Origin of the sequence: Candidatus Caccoplasma merdavium (assembly GCA_018715595.1) — a bacterium.
Lineage (GTDB): Bacteria > Bacteroidota > Bacteroidia > Bacteroidales > UBA11471 > Caccoplasma > Caccoplasma merdavium.
Genome location: DVLI01000003.1, coordinates 61,024 through 77,990 on the forward strand (window position 1 = coordinate 61,024; position 16,967 = coordinate 77,990).

The window sequence follows — 16,967 nt, forward strand, 5'->3', positions numbered from 1 at the left end:
TAAAGGTCTCTTTACCAAAAGTCCTGAATAACAGGAATTTGTTATTTAAGTTCAACTTCGGCGCCGACTTCTTCGAGTACTTTTTTCAGCGCTTCAGCGTCGGCTTTGGCCAAACCTTCTTTGATGGTGTTAGGAGCACCGTCAACGAGATCCTTGGCTTCTTTCAAACCGAGACCGGTGTGTTCTTTCACAGCTTTAACAACTGCGAGTTTGTTGGCACCAGCACCTTTCAATACAACATCGAAAGAGGTTTTTTCTTCCGCAGCAGCTGCACCAGCAGCGGCGGGAGCGGCAACAGCAACAGCTGCAGCAGCGGGTTCAATGCCATATTCCTCTTTGAGGATTTGAGCCAACTCGTTTACTTCTTTTACGGTCAGGTTTACTAATTGTTCTGCAAAAGCTTTCAAATCTGCCATTTTCGTATAGTTTAATTGTTATTTTACTTCTGTTAATTGTAAAGGGGTTTATCGTTCTGATAGAGTTTGCAACACTCCGTGAAGGGTAGAACCGCCGGACTGCAAAGCCGAAATAACGTTCTTGGCAGGCGATTGCAGCAATGCGATAACGTCGGCGATAAGTTCGTTTTTGCTCTTTATAGCTACCAAAGCGTCGAGTTGGTCGGCACCATAGAAGCTTTCTTCCACATAAGCAGCCTTGAATCCGAGTTGATCATTGTCTTTCTTGAAGGCTTTGATCAGTTTGGCGGGGGCGTTACCCGTATTGGAGAGCATCAGGGTGGTAGAACCTTTCAAACTGTCGAAAAGCACGGCATAGTTGGCATCGAGGCTTTCCAATGCCTTTTTCAACAGGGTGTTCTTTACAACCAGCAGTTTGATATCGTTCTTGAAACATTCGCGACGCAAGTTGGAGGTTTTCTCGGCGTTGAGCGTCGTGGTTTCAGTCAGATAGATGTGGCTGTATTCTTTAAGAGTGGCGGTAATCTGTTCGATTACGGTGGCTTTATCTTCCTTTCTCATAATTCGGTCTCCTTTTAAATCTCTTCTACAGATTTGGGGTCGATCTTGATACCGGGGCTCATCGTACTCGAAAGATATATGCTCTTCATATAAGTACCTTTGGCGGTGGCAGGTTTCAGTTTATTCAGAGTAGCGATGAACTCTTTGGCGTTCTCGCGAATCTGATCGGGGCTGAAAGATACCTTACCGATAGAGGTGTGAACGATACCATTTTTGTCGACCTTGAAGTCGATTTTACCTTGTTTTACCTCTTTAACGGCTTTGCCGATTTCGTTGGTCACGGTTCCGCTCTTGGGGTTAGGCATCAATCCGCGAGGACCGAGCACACGACCGAGGGCACCGATTTTTCCCATCACAGAGGGTTGGGTGATGATGACGTCGATGTCGGTCCAACCGCCCTTGATTTTTTCGATATACTCATCGAGACCTACATAATCGGCACCGGCAGCTTTGGCATCAGCTTCTTGGTCGGGGGTACAAAGTGCAAGTACGCGCACCTGTTTTCCGGTACCGTGAGGCAATGACACAACGCCACGCACCATTTGATTGGCTTTGCGAGGATCAACGCCCAAACGGACGTCGATGTCGACCGAAGCGTCGAACTTGGTAAAAGTAACTTCTTTTACCAGCTGGGCAGCTTCTTTCAGTGAATAGGTTTTCCCTGCTTCAATTTTCTCGGAAGCCAACTTTTGATTTTTTGTCAGTTTACTCATTTCAATTGAAGTTTATTAGTTATTGGTCGGGAATTCCCCACTTACGGTTATACCCATACTTCTCGCTGTACCGGCAACCATTTTCATGGCAGCCTCCAAGGTAAAGCAGTTCAGGTCAACCATCTTGTCTTGCGCAATCGTTTTTACCTGCTCCCAAGTGATGGTAGCTACTTTTTTACGATTGGGCTCGGCCGAACCGCTTTTTACTTTGGTAGCTTCCAACAGTTGAATGGCAACGGGGGGAGTCTTTACGACGAAATCGAACGACTTGTCGCTGTAATACGTTATGATTACAGGCAACACCTTACCTGCCTTGTCTTGGGTACGGGCATTGAATTGCTTGCAAAACTCCATGATGTTGATACCCTTGGAACCGAGAGCGGGACCTACGGGAGGAGAGGGGTTTGCTGCACCACCTTTGATCTGCAATTTGATTTGTCCAGCAATTTCTTTAGCCATTTGTTTATATTTTTGATTGTTAAACCAGAAAGAGCAATCGCGTGCGTAACATCACCGCAATCATTCTTTCTCTACTTGCATGAATCCCAATTCCAACGGAGTTTTCCGTCCGAATATTTTCACCATGACTTTGAGTTTCTTTTTCTCATTGTTCACCTCTTCGATGATGCCGCTGAAACCGTTGAAGGGACCGAAGGTAACTTTTACCGTTTCGCCTACCATGTAGGGAATCATTACCTCTTCGGCCTCTTGTATGGCATCGACAGCACCCAGCATGCGGTTGACCTCGGATTGTCTCAATGGATCGGGATTGGTTGTCCCGCCCAAAAATCCGATGACATTGGTCGTGTTGCGCAAGCGGTGGGCTACTTCACCTACGAGAGTCGCCTCGACCAAGACATAACCGGGATAGAGATTTCTCTCTTTGGTTATTTTCTTGCCGTTGCGAACCGAATAAACTTTCTCGGTGGGAATCAATACCTGATACACAAAATCGCCAAGGTCGGTATTCTTGATTTCAGCATCAAGATACTCTTTCACTTTCGCTTCTTTTCCGCTGATGGCACGCAAAACGTACCAGCCTCTTTTTTGATCAGACATGAGGAATCCTCCGAATTAGAAAATTTTTTCGTAGATAAATTCCATGAGATGCTCAAAGCCCTGGTCCATCACAAAAATAACTATGGCAATAATAAGGGAAGCAAACATAACTACCACAGCACTGTTGCTCAGCTCTGCCCGGGTGGGCCAGGATACTTTATAAACGAGTTCGTTATACGACTCTTTTATATCTGCAAGTATTTTTTTCATTGTTTTCAGAGTTTGCACGGGTCGAGAGACTCGAACTCCCGACACCTGGTTTTGGAGACCAGTGCTCTACCAACTGAGCTAGACCCGTAAACATTGGTAAGCCTCTCGTCCCTATTTTAAAAGAATAAGAGGCCTACCTAGTTTTTATCGATGGTTATCGATTAGTCGAGGATTTCGGTGATTTGTCCCGAACCTACGGTGCGACCGCCTTCGCGGATAGCGAAACGAAGACCTACGCTGCAAGCTACCGGGTAGATGAGCTCAACGGTAATCGTTACATGGTCGCCCGGCATTACCATCTCGGTTCCTTCGGGGAGAGTAATCTCACCGGTCACGTCGAGGGTACGGATATAGAATTGGGGACGGTATTTGTTGTGGAACGGAGTGTGACGACCACCTTCTTCTTTCTTCAAGATATACACTTGAGCTTTGAATTTCGAGTGAGGAGTTACCTGACCCGGGTGGCAGATTACCATACCACGTTTGATTTCGTTCTTGTCGATACCACGGAGGAGGAGACCTACGTTATCACCAGCTTCTCCTTGATCGAGGAGTTTGCGGAACATTTCCACACCGGTAACAACCGATTTCTTGCCATCGGCACCGAGACCGATGATTTGAACCTCATCACCTACTTTGATGACACCGGTTTCGATACGACCGGTAGCAACAGTACCACGACCGGTAATCGAGAATACGTCTTCAACAGGCATCAAGAAAGGTTTGTCGATATCGCGCGGAGGCAGAGGAATCCAAGTATCTACGGCATCCATCAGCTCCATAACTTTTTCTTCCCATTTGGGCTCACCGTTGAGGGCGCCGAGGGCAGAACCGCGAATGATAGGAGTATTATCGCCATCGTAGTCATACGAAGAAAGGAGCTCTCTCATTTCCATTTCTACGAGTTCGAGCATTTCTTCATCGTCAACCATATCGCATTTGTTCATGAAGACAACGATACGGGGAACGTTTACTTGGCGAGCCAAAAGAATGTGCTCACGGGTTTGGGGCATGGGACCATCGGTAGCAGCTACCACGATGATGGCACCGTCCATCTGAGCAGCACCGGTAACCATGTTCTTAACGTAGTAGGCGTGACCCGGGCAGTCTACATGTGCATAGTGACGGTTTGCGGTTTCATACTCTACGTGAGAAGTATTGATCGTAATACCTCTTTCTTTTTCCTCAGGAGCGTTATCGATAGAATCGAAAGAGCGCATTTCGGAAAGACCTTTTTTTGCAAGTACAGTGGTGATGGCCGCGGTCAAGGTAGTTTTACCGTGGTCTACGTGGCCAATGGTACCAATGTTTACGTGCGGCTTAGTCCGTTGAAACTGTTCTTTAGCCATAATAATTATTTTTTTGATTAATGATTAGCGTTCTCTGTTGTGCTTTACACTTGGAGCCGATGACGGGATTTGAACCCGTGACCTCTTCCTTACCAAGGAAGTGCTCTACCGCTGAGCTACATTGGCATTTTCTTTATTGAGCGGGAAACGGGACTCAAACCCGCGACCCTCAGCTTGGAAGGCTGATGCTCTATCGACTGAGCTACTCCCGCAATTTGTGGGCGAAGATGGATTCGAACCACCGAAGTCGTAAGACAGCAGATTTACAGTCTGCCCCATTTGGCCACTCTGGTATTCGCCCTTATGTTTTCATTCTCACTGCGCCTTCCAACAGAGAAAAGAGACTTGGCGCTTGCTCCCAAAATCACGGCGGAAAAAACTTTTGCACCCGCCTCTTTACCGGAGGAGCTATCGGTGAGAAACGGGTGCAAATTTAGAGATAAATTTTAATCCGCAAAAATATTTCGACCTTTTTTTTATTTGGAGCGCGTTTTTTCTTTGTTTTTTTGAAGCTGACGCACCAGTGCGTCGAGCGACAAATCGACGGCTTCTTCAAAGGTGTCGGCTACCTTCGATGAAAAAATATCCTCAGCGCGAGGCACTAAGAGTTTTATCCCCGCCTCTTTGTTCTGTGACGTTTCGGGTTTGAGCACTTTCAGCGTCACTTCGGCCGCCAAAATATCATCGCAGTAGCGGTTGAGCTTTTCGACTTTTTTCTGTATAAAATTTTCGAGCTGTTCTGATGCATCGAAATGAATAGACTGAATTCTAACTTCCATAATGACCTCCTTTTTTTATGGCTCTGGGGTGAGCCTGTTTATAATCACGTTTAAGCTCTTCAAATGTTATATGGGTATAAACCTGCGTCGATGCGAGTGATTGATGCCCCAACAGTTCCTTCACGCTGTTGAGTCCGGCGCCGTCGTTGAGCATGGCCGACGCGAAACTGTGGCGCAACACATGGGGACTGCGATGCGTCAAGGTCGTCACCTCCCCCAAACGACGGGTCACCAGCCGATAGACATACTGCGGATACAAGGGTGCGCCATCGTCTTTGACAAAGAACTGGGGAGCCTCCATTCCCACCGCCGCCCGACGGGCATGCCGATAGGTTTCAATCAAGGTTTTGAGTTCTTCCCCAAAGGGGATTATGCGTTGCTTGTTGCGTTTGCCGGTAACCTTGAACTGCATGGCAAGGGTGTCGACGTCGCGTTCGAGCAACCCGATGAGCTCGGCACGCCGTATGCCTGTCATATATAATATAGAGAGTATGAGCTTGTCGCGCAAAGCGGCGAAATCATCGTCGGCGACCTTCTCGTCGAGGAGAGTGTCCATTTCGGCCGGCCGCACAAACGAAGGGAGCGATTTATGTATCTTGGGCAGCACGATATCGCGCATGGGCGACTCCGTCACAACGCCCTCCTTCTGCAAATAGTGATAGAAGGTGCGCAAGGCCGAGAACTTACGCGCCACCGTACGCGCCGTGTTGCCCGTCTCGATAAGCGAGGCGGCCCACCCGCGCACATGATCGCGCTCGGCCCGCTCGGGAGCCACTGCGTCTTCGAGATGCGACAGATATTCCTCAAACTGCAACAGATCCCGCTTATAAGACAGAACGGTATGAGAAGAGTAATTCTTCTCATACCGAACATATCTTAAAAATGCGCCTATCCACATCATCGCAGACTCTTCTTGATTGTTGAGCTACGAATATAGTGAATAGTTTTGAATTTTCCAACTGTCGGGCGCGGTTTTTTGTTTTTTTTCCCGCGTCACCCGAAGATGTTTGCAAGACTTATTCTTCGGCTTGCTGCATTTTCTGCACGTAGATGGCGCGCATCATTTTTTTACGGTTGGTCACAGAGGGTTTTTCAAATGCCTGACGGTTTCTCAGTTCTTTGATAACGCCGGTTTTCTCAAATTTTCTTTTGAATTTTTTGAGTGCTTTTTCGATGTTTTCGCCTTCTTTTACAGGTACTACTATCATATTTTTTTGTCTTTTAATGTTTCCTTCTACAAATTGCGGGGGCAAAATTAAAACATTGTTTCCTGATAAACAAACCTTTTCCCGAATTTTTCTTTGCAAAAAAGATTTTCAGCTTTCGGTCGAAGGATTGCCCTCCTCTCGGGCCGGGGAAAGGAAGTCGCCCACAAGAGATTCACGCTTTATGGCAAAAAGGGGTTATATGGCGATATTATTTTGTATATTTGCAGAAAACAGAAACTCAATATTCCATATCATGAAAACAAACGATTATACTTCCCGCATAGCGGCATTGCGGCAACGCATGAGCCAGGCCGGAATCGATGCGTTCATCATTCCGAGTGCTGACCCGCACCAGAGCGAATATCCGGCCGACCGCTGGAAATCAAGAGCTTGGATTTCGGGCTTCACCGGCTCGGCCGGGACCGCCGTAATCACGGCCACCGACGGCGGCGTGTGGACCGACTCGCGCTATTTCTTGCAAGCAGCCGAGGAGTTGAAGGCATCGGGGCTGCAACTGTTCAAAGAGGGGTTGCCCGAAACACCGTCGTTGCAAGCCTGGCTGGCAGCCACGCTCCCGGCCGGAGCGACCGTCGCCATCGACGGCACGACCTGTTCTCACGGCGAAGGCGAACGCATGGAGGCTTATTTCAAGAGCAAAGGGCTCGGGTTCAAGACCGACTTTGCCCCCTTCGACGAGATTTGGCAGGGACGCCCCGGCGTGCCCTCGGGCGAAGCTTTCGTCTACCCGACGACATACAGCGGCAAAAGCCTTGACGAAAAATGGGCCGACGTGCAACAAGCCATCATCGCACAAGGAGGCAACGCCATACTCGTGTGCGCGCTCGACGAACTGGCGTGGCTGCTCAACATTCGAGGCAACGATGTGGCTTACAACCCCGTAGCCGTGGGCTTTGCCTACTTCTCGGCCTCGCAGCGCATCTTGTTCATGGACAAGGTGAAGATTTCTGACGAAATGGCGGCTTACCTCCGCGAAAACGACATAGAACTGCATCCCTACGACAGCATCTACGCCTTCGCGCAGGAGATTCCAAGTGGCGACAAGGTGGTGGTCGACCCCGGGAAAACCAACTATCAACTGACCCACCTCCTCCCGTCGCAGCAACAGATACGGTGCGCCTCGCCCATCACCTGGCTCAAAAGCCTCAAAAACGAGACCGAGATGAAAGGACGTCGGGAAGCCATGGTCCGCGATGGCGCCGCCATGGTGCAGTTCCTCTACTGGCTCGACACCCACATCGGCAAAGAGCCCATTACCGAGCTCGACATCGACGAGAAATTGCGGGAGTTCCGCAGCCGCCAGCCCCTCTACAAGGGCGAAAGTTTCGCCACCATCGCCGGATACCGCGAGCACGGGGCCATCGTCCACTACCGCGCCACGCCGGAGAGCAGCAGCTGCCTGAAACCCGAGGGCTTCGTCCTTGTCGACTCGGGCGCCCAATATCTCGACGGCACGACCGACATCACCCGCACCATCGTCCTCGGGCCGCTCACCGACGATGAGATACGCGACTACACCCTCGTACTGAAAGGCCACATCGCCATCGCCACCTGCATCTTCCCGCAAGGTACCCGCGGCGACCAAATCGACATACTGGCCCGCCGCAACCTGTGGAACGTATTCCGCAACTACCTGCACGGCACCGGCCATGGCGTAGGACATTTCCTCAACGTGCACGAAGGGCCGCAAAACATACGCCTCGAACAGAACAACACGCCGCTCACCCCGGGCATGGTCACCTCGAACGAACCCGGCGTCTACCTCGCCGGCCGATACGGCATTCGCACCGAAAACCTCACGTTGGTAACCGAGGCCGGAGAAAGCGAATTCGGACGATTCTATCGCTTCGAGACACTCACCCTCTGCCCCATCGACAAACGGGCCATCGACCGCTCACTGCTCACCTGCGAAGAAATCGAATGGCTCGACCAATACCACAAGATGGTCTACGAACGCGTCAGCCCGCTGCTCGACGACACCCACAAAGCCTGGCTGAAAAACGCCACCGCACCGCTATAATAAAAAAGGAGAAAAAATCATGGCATTGATAAGAAAAGTGCGGGGATTCACCCCCAAGATAGGAAAAGATTGTTTCCTGGCCGAGACCGCCGTGGTCGTGGGCGACGTAACCATGGGCGATGAATGCAGCATCTGGTACAACACGGTGCTGCGCGGCGACGTAAACACCATCACCATCGGCAACCGGGTGAACATACAGGACGGCTCGGTCCTGCACACCCTCTATGAGAAATCGGTCATCGAAATCGGCAACGACGTGTCGATAGGCCATAACGTCACCATACACGGCGCCAAGATATGCGACGGCGCCCTCGTTGGCATGGGCGCGGTCGTGCTCGACCATGCCGTCGTGGGCGAAGGCGCCATTGTCGCCGCGGGCGCCGTGGTGCTGAGCAAGACCGTCATCGGCCCCGGTGAGCTGTGGGGCGGCACCCCGGCCAAGTTCATCAAGAAGGTCGACCCCGAACAGTCGAAAGAGCTCAACCAGAAAATCGCCCACAACTATCTGATGTACTCACGCTGGTACGAAGAAGAATAGGTCCGGACTCTTTCGAGAATACGCATCAAAGGGCGGAAAACGGCACTACATCGTTTCCCGCCCTTGTCATTTCACAGGAGGACATTTCCTGCCGCCGAGTCGGGGACGGCATCACAACCGGCCCTCATCGGCATAGGAAAAATAGGTGGTGTCGGTCACGATGAGATGGTCGAGCACGCGAATGTCGAACAACTCGGCCGCCGACTTGATTTTCTGCGTCAACTGGTCATCGGCCCGACTGGGGAAGCAATTTCCCGAAGGGTGATTATGGAAAAGCATGAGCGAGGAGGCTTGCTGCAAAAGCGCCGGTTTGAAGAGCAACCGCATATCGACCAGCGTCGCCGTCGTCCCGCCCTGGCTCACCCGCACGGTGTCGATGATGCGATTGGCGGGACTGAGCAACACCACCCAGAACTCCTCTTGGGGCAGGTCGGCCAACTGTGGGTAAATCCACTCATAAGCCTCGCGACTGGTGGTAATGCGCCGCCGTTGGGCCACCTCTTCGCTTTTGCGCCGCCGACCCAGTTCGAGGGCGGCAATGATGCTGACAGCCTTGGCCTCGCCGATGCCGTCGAACGCCCGTGTGAGCTCATCGACCGAAAGTTTGCTCAGCGAATTGAGGCTGCCGCCCACAGAATTCAAGATACGTTGCGAAAGCTCCACGGCCGTCTCCCGCTTGTTGCCCGAGCCGATGAGTATGGCAATCAACTCGGCCGAAGAGAGCGCCCGCGTGCCTTTGAGCATGAGTTTTTCGCGAGGGCGGTCTTCCATCGCCCACTCGGTAATGACCAACTTCTCTTTTTTCTCCATGATGGCCGGAAAGATTTTCGGGAAAGATAGCCATTTTTTCTTCGGGCATAAAATATTTCGGGACAAAAATCGGCCGGTCACCTTGCAGAAACAGAGCCGACACGGCGGTTTTTCCGTTTTTTATAACGATATTTGCCCGTAACAAAAACTTGAAAACATGAGAAAACGCATTCTGGTTACCGGCGGAGCCGGATTTATCGGCTCGCACCTTTGCGAACGGCTGCTCAATGAGGGGCACGAGGTCATCTGCCTCGACAACTTCTTTACCGGCAACAAGGACAATATCATTCCGCTGATGAAGAATCCGCATTTTGAAGTCGTACGACACGACATCACCATGCCCTACTTTGTCGAAATCGACGAAATATACAACCTTGCCTGCCCGGCTTCGCCCATTCACTACCAATACGACCCGATACAGACCATCAAAGCCTCCATCATGGGTTCCATCAACGTGCTGGGCATCGCCAAGCGCACCGGGGCAACCGTCCTGCAAGCCTCGACCAGCGAAGTCTACGGCGACCCGCAGGTACACCCGCAGGTCGAGAGCTACTGGGGCAACGTCAACCCCATAGGCTTGCGCTCCTGCTATGACGAGGGCAAACGCTGCGCCGAGACCCTTTTCATGGACTATCACCGCCGCGAAGGGGTGAAGGTGAAAATCATTCGCATCTTCAACACCTACGGTCCCAACATGCACCCGCAGGACGGCCGCGTGGTGTCAAATTTCATCGTGCAGGCTTTGCAAGGAAAAGACATCACCATCTACGGCACCGGGCAACAGACCCGCTCGTTCCAGTATGTCACCGACCTCATCGAGGGCATGGTGCGCATGATGGAACGCACGGGCGACGACTTCACGGGGCCCGTCAACCTGGGTAATCCCGGAGAATTTACCATGCTCGAACTGGCCGAGAAGATTCTGCAACTGACCGGTTCGAAATCGAAAATCGTCTTCATGCCACTTCCCTCCGACGACCCGACCCAACGCAAACCCGACATTTCGCTGGCCAAGGAGAAGCTCGACTGGCAACCGCACATCGCCCTCGAAGACGGCCTGCGCGAGACCATCGACTACTTCCGCCGCATCTTGTAACGGCACAGGTCACCGGCAACAAAGCATTGCGCCGCGCTTCCAAGAGAGGAAGTGCGGCGCAACTGTTATGACGAAGGGGAACATTCCGTTACCGAAACGGGCAGAGTGATTATTTTTTCTTGTAATGCTTGGCCAACTCGGCTTCGCGGTCGACCTTCTTTTTCAAAACGACTTTGGTGATAAAGGCTTTCAGGAAACCAAGGCCATACCCCCCGAGCTGTATGGTGCAGGTAAGAAGCGAAAGCAGGGCAATGGGCAGGCTCCGGTTCTTGACAAGTGATTCGAGAAACAACAACCCGTAATAGAACGCCAGCGGCAACAGGACCCACGGCCAGAAGAAGGCTCCGACAATCAACGCCGCCGTACCCAACACAAAGCAAGCCGGCAAGAGATGCACCACCTTCAACGACTCGGGGTGCAACCGATACAAATCGACCCGCGCCATACCGAAGACATAGACCTGACGGTAGAACGAGCGGAAACTCACCCGCCGCTTGTGATAGACATAGGCGTCGCGGAAAAGAGCCGTCGTGAAACCGGCATCGCGTATGCGCAACGACAGGTCGATGTCTTCGCCGAACATATCGGCAAAGCCGCCCACCCGGTCGTACACCTCCTTGGAAAATCCCATATTGAACGTGCGCGGCGTAAACTTCTCCATCGAGCCTTTCCCGCCACGAATGCCCCCGGTCGTGAAAAACGACGTCATGGCATAGTTTATCGCCTTCTGCAAGCGAGAGAAAGAGCTGTGGGCCGCATCAGGACCTCCGTAACAATCGACAGGGTGCTCGTCGAGCCGACGGCGCACGGTCTCAAAATAGGCGGGGGGGATAATGCAGTCGGAGTCGAAAAAGACCAGATAACGGCCTTCGGCCCGCTCCATGCCATAGTTGCGGGTGAGGCTGCGCCCCGAATTTTCCTTGTAGAAATAGCGTATGGTCATGCGGTCGGCATACTCGCGCGCCACCTCATCACAACGCCGGGTCGAACCGTCTTCGACCAGCAAAAGTTCAAAATCCTTGCAGGTCTGCGCATCGAGACTTTCGAGCAGTTCCCGCACCTCGTCGGGGCGGTTGTAGACGGGAATGATAATCGAAAAAAAAGGTTTGGTTGCAGCCATAATGTCTAAATTGTTCCACAAAGATAGGGCATTGTTCGCGGTCTGACAAAATTTAATATCACTCATTTTCTTTCACGGCTTTCATCATGCCTGCCCGGCGCACAGGAATGTCACTCCCCGTCCTAACGGGAAATCCATGCCCCGTCGCGACCTGCGTTTTATGAAATTCCCGTTTGGGGCAGGAGTCATGCACCTGCCCCTTTTTTGCCCTTGCGAATCCCGTCACCGGCAACGGCCGGTCTTTGCCCGGCACCGGCAACTCCCGAAAATTTCGTCCTCGCTCCTTGCCGCTGCACTCGCCTTTCGCTATCTTTACAGAATACAGGAGGCGGCTCGGCATAACCAAACTCGAAAACTTCGTTTCCTCGTTTGTTTCCGCTCTCGCCTTTCGCTATCTTTGCCCCCGGAAAAGTATAGAAAAGAGCATGCCGATAAAAAAGGAGCGCATCGAATACATCGACCTGGCCAAAGGATTCTGCATCTTGTTGGTGGTTTTTGCCCATATACACCCCGACCTCACGCGCTATTCGTGGGGTGTGTTTTTCGACTCCTTCCGCATGCCTCTCTACTTTTTCCTGTCGGGCATCTTCTTCAAAAAATACAGCGGCATACAAGAGTTCGGTGTAAAAAAAATCAACAATCTCATTATTCCACTTCTCTTTTTCTACGCTTTTACTTACTTGTACGACGCTGCTTCATGGGGTATCGGCCGGTTGACCGATGGCGATACAACTGCTTATGAACGTCTTTCCTGGTGGCCCTTTTGGGAGATTCTGCGCACCGGCTCCACCTATCACAACTCACCGTTGTGGTTTCTCACCGCCCTCTTCGAGGTGAACCTCCTCTACTACGGCCTGCACCTCCTCTGCAAATCGTGGCGGCTCGACATTGCCGTGTGGTTGCTGGCCATCGGGGGCTGGCTGCTGGCCAAAGCGGGCATTGTCCTCCCCTATTATATCGGGACGGCTCTCGTGGCCCTTCCGTTTTTCCACATCGGCACCTGGCTCAAACGGGGGAACTTCCTTCCCTACTCCCCGCGCGACAAATATCTCTATGCTTCGACTTTACCGCTGGGGGTGGCGGTATGGCTGCTGGCCGCACCCATACGCCTGCACGAACTTTTGTTGCCCCAATATTTCCTGGGGTTCTATTTCTGCGGCATCGGCGGGACGCTCGTCATCGTCTTCTTGTGCAAAGCCATGCGCCACCTGCCTTTCATCTCCTATTTCGGGCGCTATTCGATTATCGTATTCGGGACGCACTGGCCCATCTTCCACACCTACCAGCAAGTGGTGGCGCACTGGCTGCCCGAGGGCAACCCGGCCTACATGCTCGTATTTGTCTTGACAATGGTTACCGAGGTCGGCGTCATCGAAGGACTTCGCCGTTTCTTCCCGCGCTTCACCGCACAACAGGAGTGCATACCGACCGCCCGTTTTCATCGCGAAGGGTAACGGTCTCAACCGCCTACCCGATAGTTATCTACCGCGACGCAGCAGATAACGTTCGAGGCCGGCACGGCGCAACTTGCAGGCGGGACATTCGCCGCAGCCGTCGGCCATCACGCCATTGTAGCAGGTAAGGGTCTCGTTGCGGACAATATCAAACACGCCCAACTCGTCGGCCAACTCCCACTCCTGCTCCTTGTCGAGCCACATGAGCGGCGTGTGTATCACAAACTGACTCTCCATGGCCAGGTTGAGCGACACGTTGAGCGAGCGGATAAAGGTATCGCGGCAATCGGGGTAGCCGCTGAAATCGGTCTGCGAAACGCCCGTCACCAGATTTCGGATTCCCTTTTCATAAGCCTTTATGGCCGCCAGGGTGAGAAACAACATATTGCGTCCGGGCACAAAGGTATTGGGCAGGGCGTCGGCCGGTTTCTCCTTGTCCATCACCACCGATGCGTCGGTAAGGGCGTTGTGCGTCATCTGGCCCAGCAGCGACAGGTCGAGCAGCGAAAATTCCACGCCGGCTTTCTCGGCGATGCGACGGGCCACCTCCACTTCGAGGGCATGTTTCTGTCCGTAAGAGAAGCACACCGCCTCGACATGGTCGAAGTTTTTCAAAGCCCAATAAAGACATGTGGTGGAATCCTGTCCACCCGAAAGGCACACCAAGGCACTCTCATTCTGTTTCATATTCTTATACCATTAAAGAGAAGCCGAGTCTTTCGCAGGTGAACGTCCCCGCCGGGGAGAGGAAAAGGCGGGAAAGCAGGTAAATTCTTGTTTTTTACGTGGTGTTCAAGCACACGGAAGAGGACGACCTCATTCATTATACCTATGCGACAGGCCACGAAAAAATGGTCATCGGCCCGACCGCAACATTTTTTTCGGGGACAAAGATAGCCTTTTCCGGGAAACATTTCAAAACCCGACGGCAAAAAGAGACACTTCACTCCACCGCCTGCCGTGCCGCTCCGCCGTCGCCGAACGTACCCGGCGCAAATTTCTATACCGCCACAATTTTATACTATTCCAAGATTGTCGACTGGTTTATATCTTTTATTTCCACATTGTGAAACTTATGCTTTTTCTTACCGTATGTAAACCGATAATTGACTGTCAGCTCGAACATATTGTCATAAGTACGGAAGTAACGTGCTTCATTGACTTGCGAGTAGGCATCTCTCTCATACCAACTTTTGAAAGTTGTTTTCATAAAAGGGCTCAATGCCCTGAATTGAATGTTCCACCCTTTGATGGCATACCCGACATTAAAGTCAAAGCCTCCTGACGCCTCGATTTTTACGCCCGATTTCTCCATATATGAATGTTTCGGAGAATAGCCGGCCGAAAGCGACCAACCTTTATGAAAAAAATAACAATCGATCGACACGTCGTATGAATCGCCATATATCGTTTTCCAATAGGCTAACTTTTCGTGCTTATAATTTCCATACACCTCAATTGTCAACTTTTGCGGTATAATACTATATTGCAACTGCAATTCATAATTCTGAGAGAGTGAGTTGCCACTGCTTCGCTGCTGCCGTACAAACAGACCTCTGCCGGCATCATATTCGATATTGGTGTATGGCGAACGATAATCTCCACCGAATACAAAACCTGCACCCAAGAAGAATCGGTCTACACCCCATGAATAAATAGCGCCGATTTGATATTTCCGCCAGTCCTTCAATTCGGGATTTCCCACAGAAACCTCATAAATATTACGTCTATATTCCGTTGCTGTGAGATTGGAAATGCCGGGAGACGCTCCCGACGTCTCAGCAACCATCTGCAACGTATGTTCTTTATACATATAGGTCATTTGAAAAGAAGGTACAAACATATGTTCAAAATAGGTATCCACTCCCGTTTGACTGAATGATAATCGTTCTGCCAATCGTAAACGCAAATTCAGACGATTTTTTATCTTATAATTGTATGTCAGATATAATTGGGTATTAGCACGATTCAAATATACATCGGACACTGCGCCTTCACGCGTATTGCGGTCATCGGTACGGGTAAAGTCCTGATTGGCTTCCACATTGAATGTAGATCGATTTTTGAATGTTTTGGTATAATTGATTTTAAACCGCCCATACCAACTATATTCCTCGGTCGAATTGTCATAGGCCGATGTTATTACATCATCGGTGCGATAGGCATACCAGCGCGTGAAGTCGTTATTCCCGAAACTACCATACCAATCCATGCGTAATCGTTGATCGTTTTTTAACGCTCGTTCGTACCATAACGACAATGCAGGCGACAGATTGGCCGAGAAGCGGTTTTCTTGCATGGTACAAGCCTCTGTGGTATTACTGAATGTCTGTCTACTCCATATATCATTTGTATTCTTGGTATGATTCAGTCGCAAGGCTGTATAAATACTCTGTTTTTTATCTTTGTATATATAATTGAAATATGTACGTAAATTATTACTGTTTTTTTCCGAGGGTTGTTCCTGAGCTGTATTTATAACTGTTGCATCGGGAAAACCATAAACCGTATTCATAAAGTTTGCACTGTTGGAGTTACTGTAACAATCATAATTGTCGGCCACAGAAAGGGCAAATTCCGACTTTCCCTGAAAATATTGAGTAACTCCACGTCCACTACCCGTCGGCTTATTGAGATTGTGGCGTCCGTTGACGGCAACCGTACCTGCATAATCACGCTCCTTCAAAACATAATCAAGCACAACATCGGCATCTGGATAATCGGTACTACCATTTGTATAGAAATCAATCCGTTTGATGTCTCTCGGATTCAAATTGTTCACTTCATCTTCGGTTGCTTCCCGGCCATCAATACAGAACATTATTTCTCGTCCCATATACGTAGGTGTTTGGTCATATATACCAATACTTACTCCGGGTATAGTCATTGCTCTCAACAAGCTGTTTCTATCATAGGCATGACGCAACTGTTCTCGGGTAGGATATATCATTGTTTTTTCCTCAGTTCGTACTGTCTGACTACCTACTACGGTAATTTCCTGCACAAGAACGGAATTCCGACTTAACGTAACATCTCCTACTCGCACCAAATTTTCATCGGTAGGATTCAGTATGAGTGTCATCTCTTTATAACCAAGATAACCTATTTTCAAATGAAACGGCTGCTTCACTCCTGAAATCTTCAACTTAAAATCGCCTTTACTATCGGTAACCGTACTCTCTACAAGAAGCGTATCGACCGTAAAACATCTTATCGTCGCCCCTATCAGATCTTGCCTCTCACTGTCCCGTACGTGACCTTCCACCTCGATTGTCTGCGACACAACCGATAGAGAAACAAGCAAACACAGAGATACTAAAAACAGTTTCATAAATTTATTCAATTATATATTCCACAGAATCTCATTGTTATCTCCCGGCTTTACGCTCGTAATATAATAAATATATAATTACATTTATATTTTATCCAATATTATTAACACAAGTTTATATAAAACCATATTTTCACTCATAAACTCCCGGCAGGCCGTCGGGGGTGAGGGTCTCGGCCTCGATGCGCGGGCGCGTTGCATGGCTGTTGTTGTAGAAGTCGACATAGGCGCGACCGAGAGAGTCGGTCTCCAACGCCGGATTCCAATAGAGCGTGCGACGGTAGT

19 protein-coding genes and 4 tRNA genes are annotated in these 16,967 nt (G+C 50.4%); 4 read left to right on the top strand and 19 right to left on the bottom strand.

The genetic code is table 11. The features are described 5' to 3' along the window. Positions 1 to 41: 41 nt before the first annotated feature. The 14 genes from rplL to IAD09_00840 form a co-directional block, all read right to left on the bottom strand. Positions 42 to 416 (bottom strand): 50S ribosomal protein L7/L12, encoded by a 375-nt coding sequence (gene rplL / locus IAD09_00775; GenBank protein ID HIT80771.1) that lies wholly within the window; start codon positions 414 to 416, stop codon positions 42 to 44. A gap of 48 nt (positions 417 to 464) precedes the next feature. Continuing rightward, the gene (locus tag IAD09_00780) at positions 465 to 977 is read right to left on the bottom strand and encodes a 50S ribosomal protein L10 (GenBank protein ID HIT80772.1); all 513 of its coding nucleotides are present in this window, start codon (positions 975 to 977) and stop codon (positions 465 to 467) included. Between the two features lie 14 nt (positions 978 to 991). Next, complete coding sequence (locus IAD09_00785; protein HIT80773.1) at positions 992 to 1,690, bottom strand: 50S ribosomal protein L1; 699 nt, start codon at positions 1,688 to 1,690, stop codon at positions 992 to 994. Between the two features lie 15 nt (positions 1,691 to 1,705). Then, positions 1,706 to 2,149, bottom strand: coding sequence for a 50S ribosomal protein L11 (gene rplK / locus IAD09_00790; protein ID HIT80774.1), 444 nt, complete (start codon positions 2,147 to 2,149; stop codon positions 1,706 to 1,708). 60 nt (positions 2,150 to 2,209) lie between these two features. Then, complete coding sequence (nusG, locus tag IAD09_00795) at positions 2,210 to 2,749, bottom strand: transcription termination/antitermination factor NusG (GenBank protein ID HIT80775.1); 540 nt, start codon at positions 2,747 to 2,749, stop codon at positions 2,210 to 2,212. 15 nt (positions 2,750 to 2,764) lie between these two features. Further along, positions 2,765 to 2,959, bottom strand: a complete 195-nt coding sequence (gene secE / locus IAD09_00800; GenBank protein HIT80776.1) for a preprotein translocase subunit SecE — start codon at positions 2,957 to 2,959, stop codon at positions 2,765 to 2,767. 15 nt (positions 2,960 to 2,974) lie between these two features. Continuing rightward, positions 2,975 to 3,047, bottom strand: a tRNA-Trp gene (locus IAD09_00805). Between the two features lie 73 nt (positions 3,048 to 3,120). Further along, the gene (tuf, locus tag IAD09_00810) at positions 3,121 to 4,308 is read right to left on the bottom strand and encodes an elongation factor Tu (GenBank protein HIT80777.1); all 1,188 of its coding nucleotides are present in this window, start codon (positions 4,306 to 4,308) and stop codon (positions 3,121 to 3,123) included. A gap of 51 nt (positions 4,309 to 4,359) precedes the next feature. Then, a tRNA-Thr gene (locus IAD09_00815) sits at positions 4,360 to 4,434 on the bottom strand. 13 nt (positions 4,435 to 4,447) lie between these two features. After that, positions 4,448 to 4,520 (bottom strand) — tRNA-Gly (locus tag IAD09_00820). A 6-nt stretch (positions 4,521 to 4,526) separates the two neighbouring features. Beyond that, positions 4,527 to 4,609 (bottom strand) — tRNA-Tyr (locus tag IAD09_00825). Positions 4,610 to 4,784: 175 nt separating this feature from the next. Continuing rightward, complete coding sequence (raiA, locus tag IAD09_00830) at positions 4,785 to 5,087, bottom strand: ribosome-associated translation inhibitor RaiA (GenBank protein HIT80778.1); 303 nt, start codon at positions 5,085 to 5,087, stop codon at positions 4,785 to 4,787. Then, entirely contained in the window at positions 5,077 to 5,985 is a 909-nt protein-coding gene (locus IAD09_00835) for a tyrosine-type recombinase/integrase (protein ID HIT80779.1), read from the bottom strand. Before IAD09_00835 ends, raiA begins: the two co-directional genes overlap by 11 nt. Before the next feature lie 118 nt (positions 5,986 to 6,103). Further along, a complete protein-coding gene (locus IAD09_00840) occupies positions 6,104 to 6,295 on the bottom strand; it encodes a 30S ribosomal protein S21 (protein ID HIT80780.1) in 192 nt (63 codons plus the stop codon). Positions 6,296 to 6,548: 253 nt separating this feature from the next. On the opposite strand from IAD09_00840, the gene IAD09_00845 reads away from it, so the two are divergent. Together IAD09_00845 and IAD09_00850 are read left to right on the top strand one after the other, a co-directional pair. Beyond that, positions 6,549 to 8,333, top strand: a complete 1,785-nt coding sequence (locus IAD09_00845) for an aminopeptidase P family protein (protein HIT80781.1) — start codon at positions 6,549 to 6,551, stop codon at positions 8,331 to 8,333. Positions 8,334 to 8,352: 19 nt separating this feature from the next. Next, the gene (locus IAD09_00850) at positions 8,353 to 8,871 is read left to right on the top strand and encodes a gamma carbonic anhydrase family protein (GenBank protein ID HIT80782.1); all 519 of its coding nucleotides are present in this window, start codon (positions 8,353 to 8,355) and stop codon (positions 8,869 to 8,871) included. A 111-nt stretch (positions 8,872 to 8,982) separates the two neighbouring features. Here the strand turns inward: IAD09_00850 and radC are convergent, their stop codons facing one another. Continuing rightward, complete coding sequence (gene radC / locus IAD09_00855; GenBank protein HIT80783.1) at positions 8,983 to 9,681, bottom strand: DNA repair protein RadC; 699 nt, start codon at positions 9,679 to 9,681, stop codon at positions 8,983 to 8,985. Between the two features lie 157 nt (positions 9,682 to 9,838). Here radC and IAD09_00860 point away from each other — a divergent pair, with 157 nt between their 5' ends. After that, entirely contained in the window at positions 9,839 to 10,777 is a 939-nt protein-coding gene (locus IAD09_00860; protein HIT80784.1) for an SDR family oxidoreductase, read from the top strand. 109 nt (positions 10,778 to 10,886) lie between these two features. On the opposite strand, the gene IAD09_00865 is transcribed toward IAD09_00860, so the two are convergent. Next, complete coding sequence (locus IAD09_00865; protein HIT80785.1) at positions 10,887 to 11,897, bottom strand: glycosyltransferase; 1,011 nt, start codon at positions 11,895 to 11,897, stop codon at positions 10,887 to 10,889. A gap of 425 nt (positions 11,898 to 12,322) precedes the next feature. Here IAD09_00865 and IAD09_00870 point away from each other — a divergent pair, with 425 nt between their 5' ends. After that, complete coding sequence (locus tag IAD09_00870) at positions 12,323 to 13,351, top strand: acyltransferase (protein HIT80786.1); 1,029 nt, start codon at positions 12,323 to 12,325, stop codon at positions 13,349 to 13,351. Between the two features lie 24 nt (positions 13,352 to 13,375). Here the strand turns inward: IAD09_00870 and queC are convergent, their stop codons facing one another. The 3 genes from queC to IAD09_00885 all read right to left on the bottom strand — a co-directional run. Then, on the bottom strand, positions 13,376 to 14,038 hold the full coding sequence (gene queC / locus IAD09_00875; protein ID HIT80787.1) for a 7-cyano-7-deazaguanine synthase QueC: 663 nt from the start codon (positions 14,036 to 14,038) through the stop codon (positions 13,376 to 13,378). Positions 14,039 to 14,372: 334 nt separating this feature from the next. Further along, positions 14,373 to 16,682: a TonB-dependent receptor gene (locus IAD09_00880; GenBank protein HIT80788.1), complete on the bottom strand. Its 2,310-nt coding sequence runs from the start codon at positions 16,680 to 16,682 to the stop codon at positions 14,373 to 14,375. A 133-nt stretch (positions 16,683 to 16,815) separates the two neighbouring features. Then, positions 16,816 to 16,967 (bottom strand): hypothetical protein (locus tag IAD09_00885; protein ID HIT80789.1); only part of this gene is annotated, 152 nt, incomplete at its 5' end.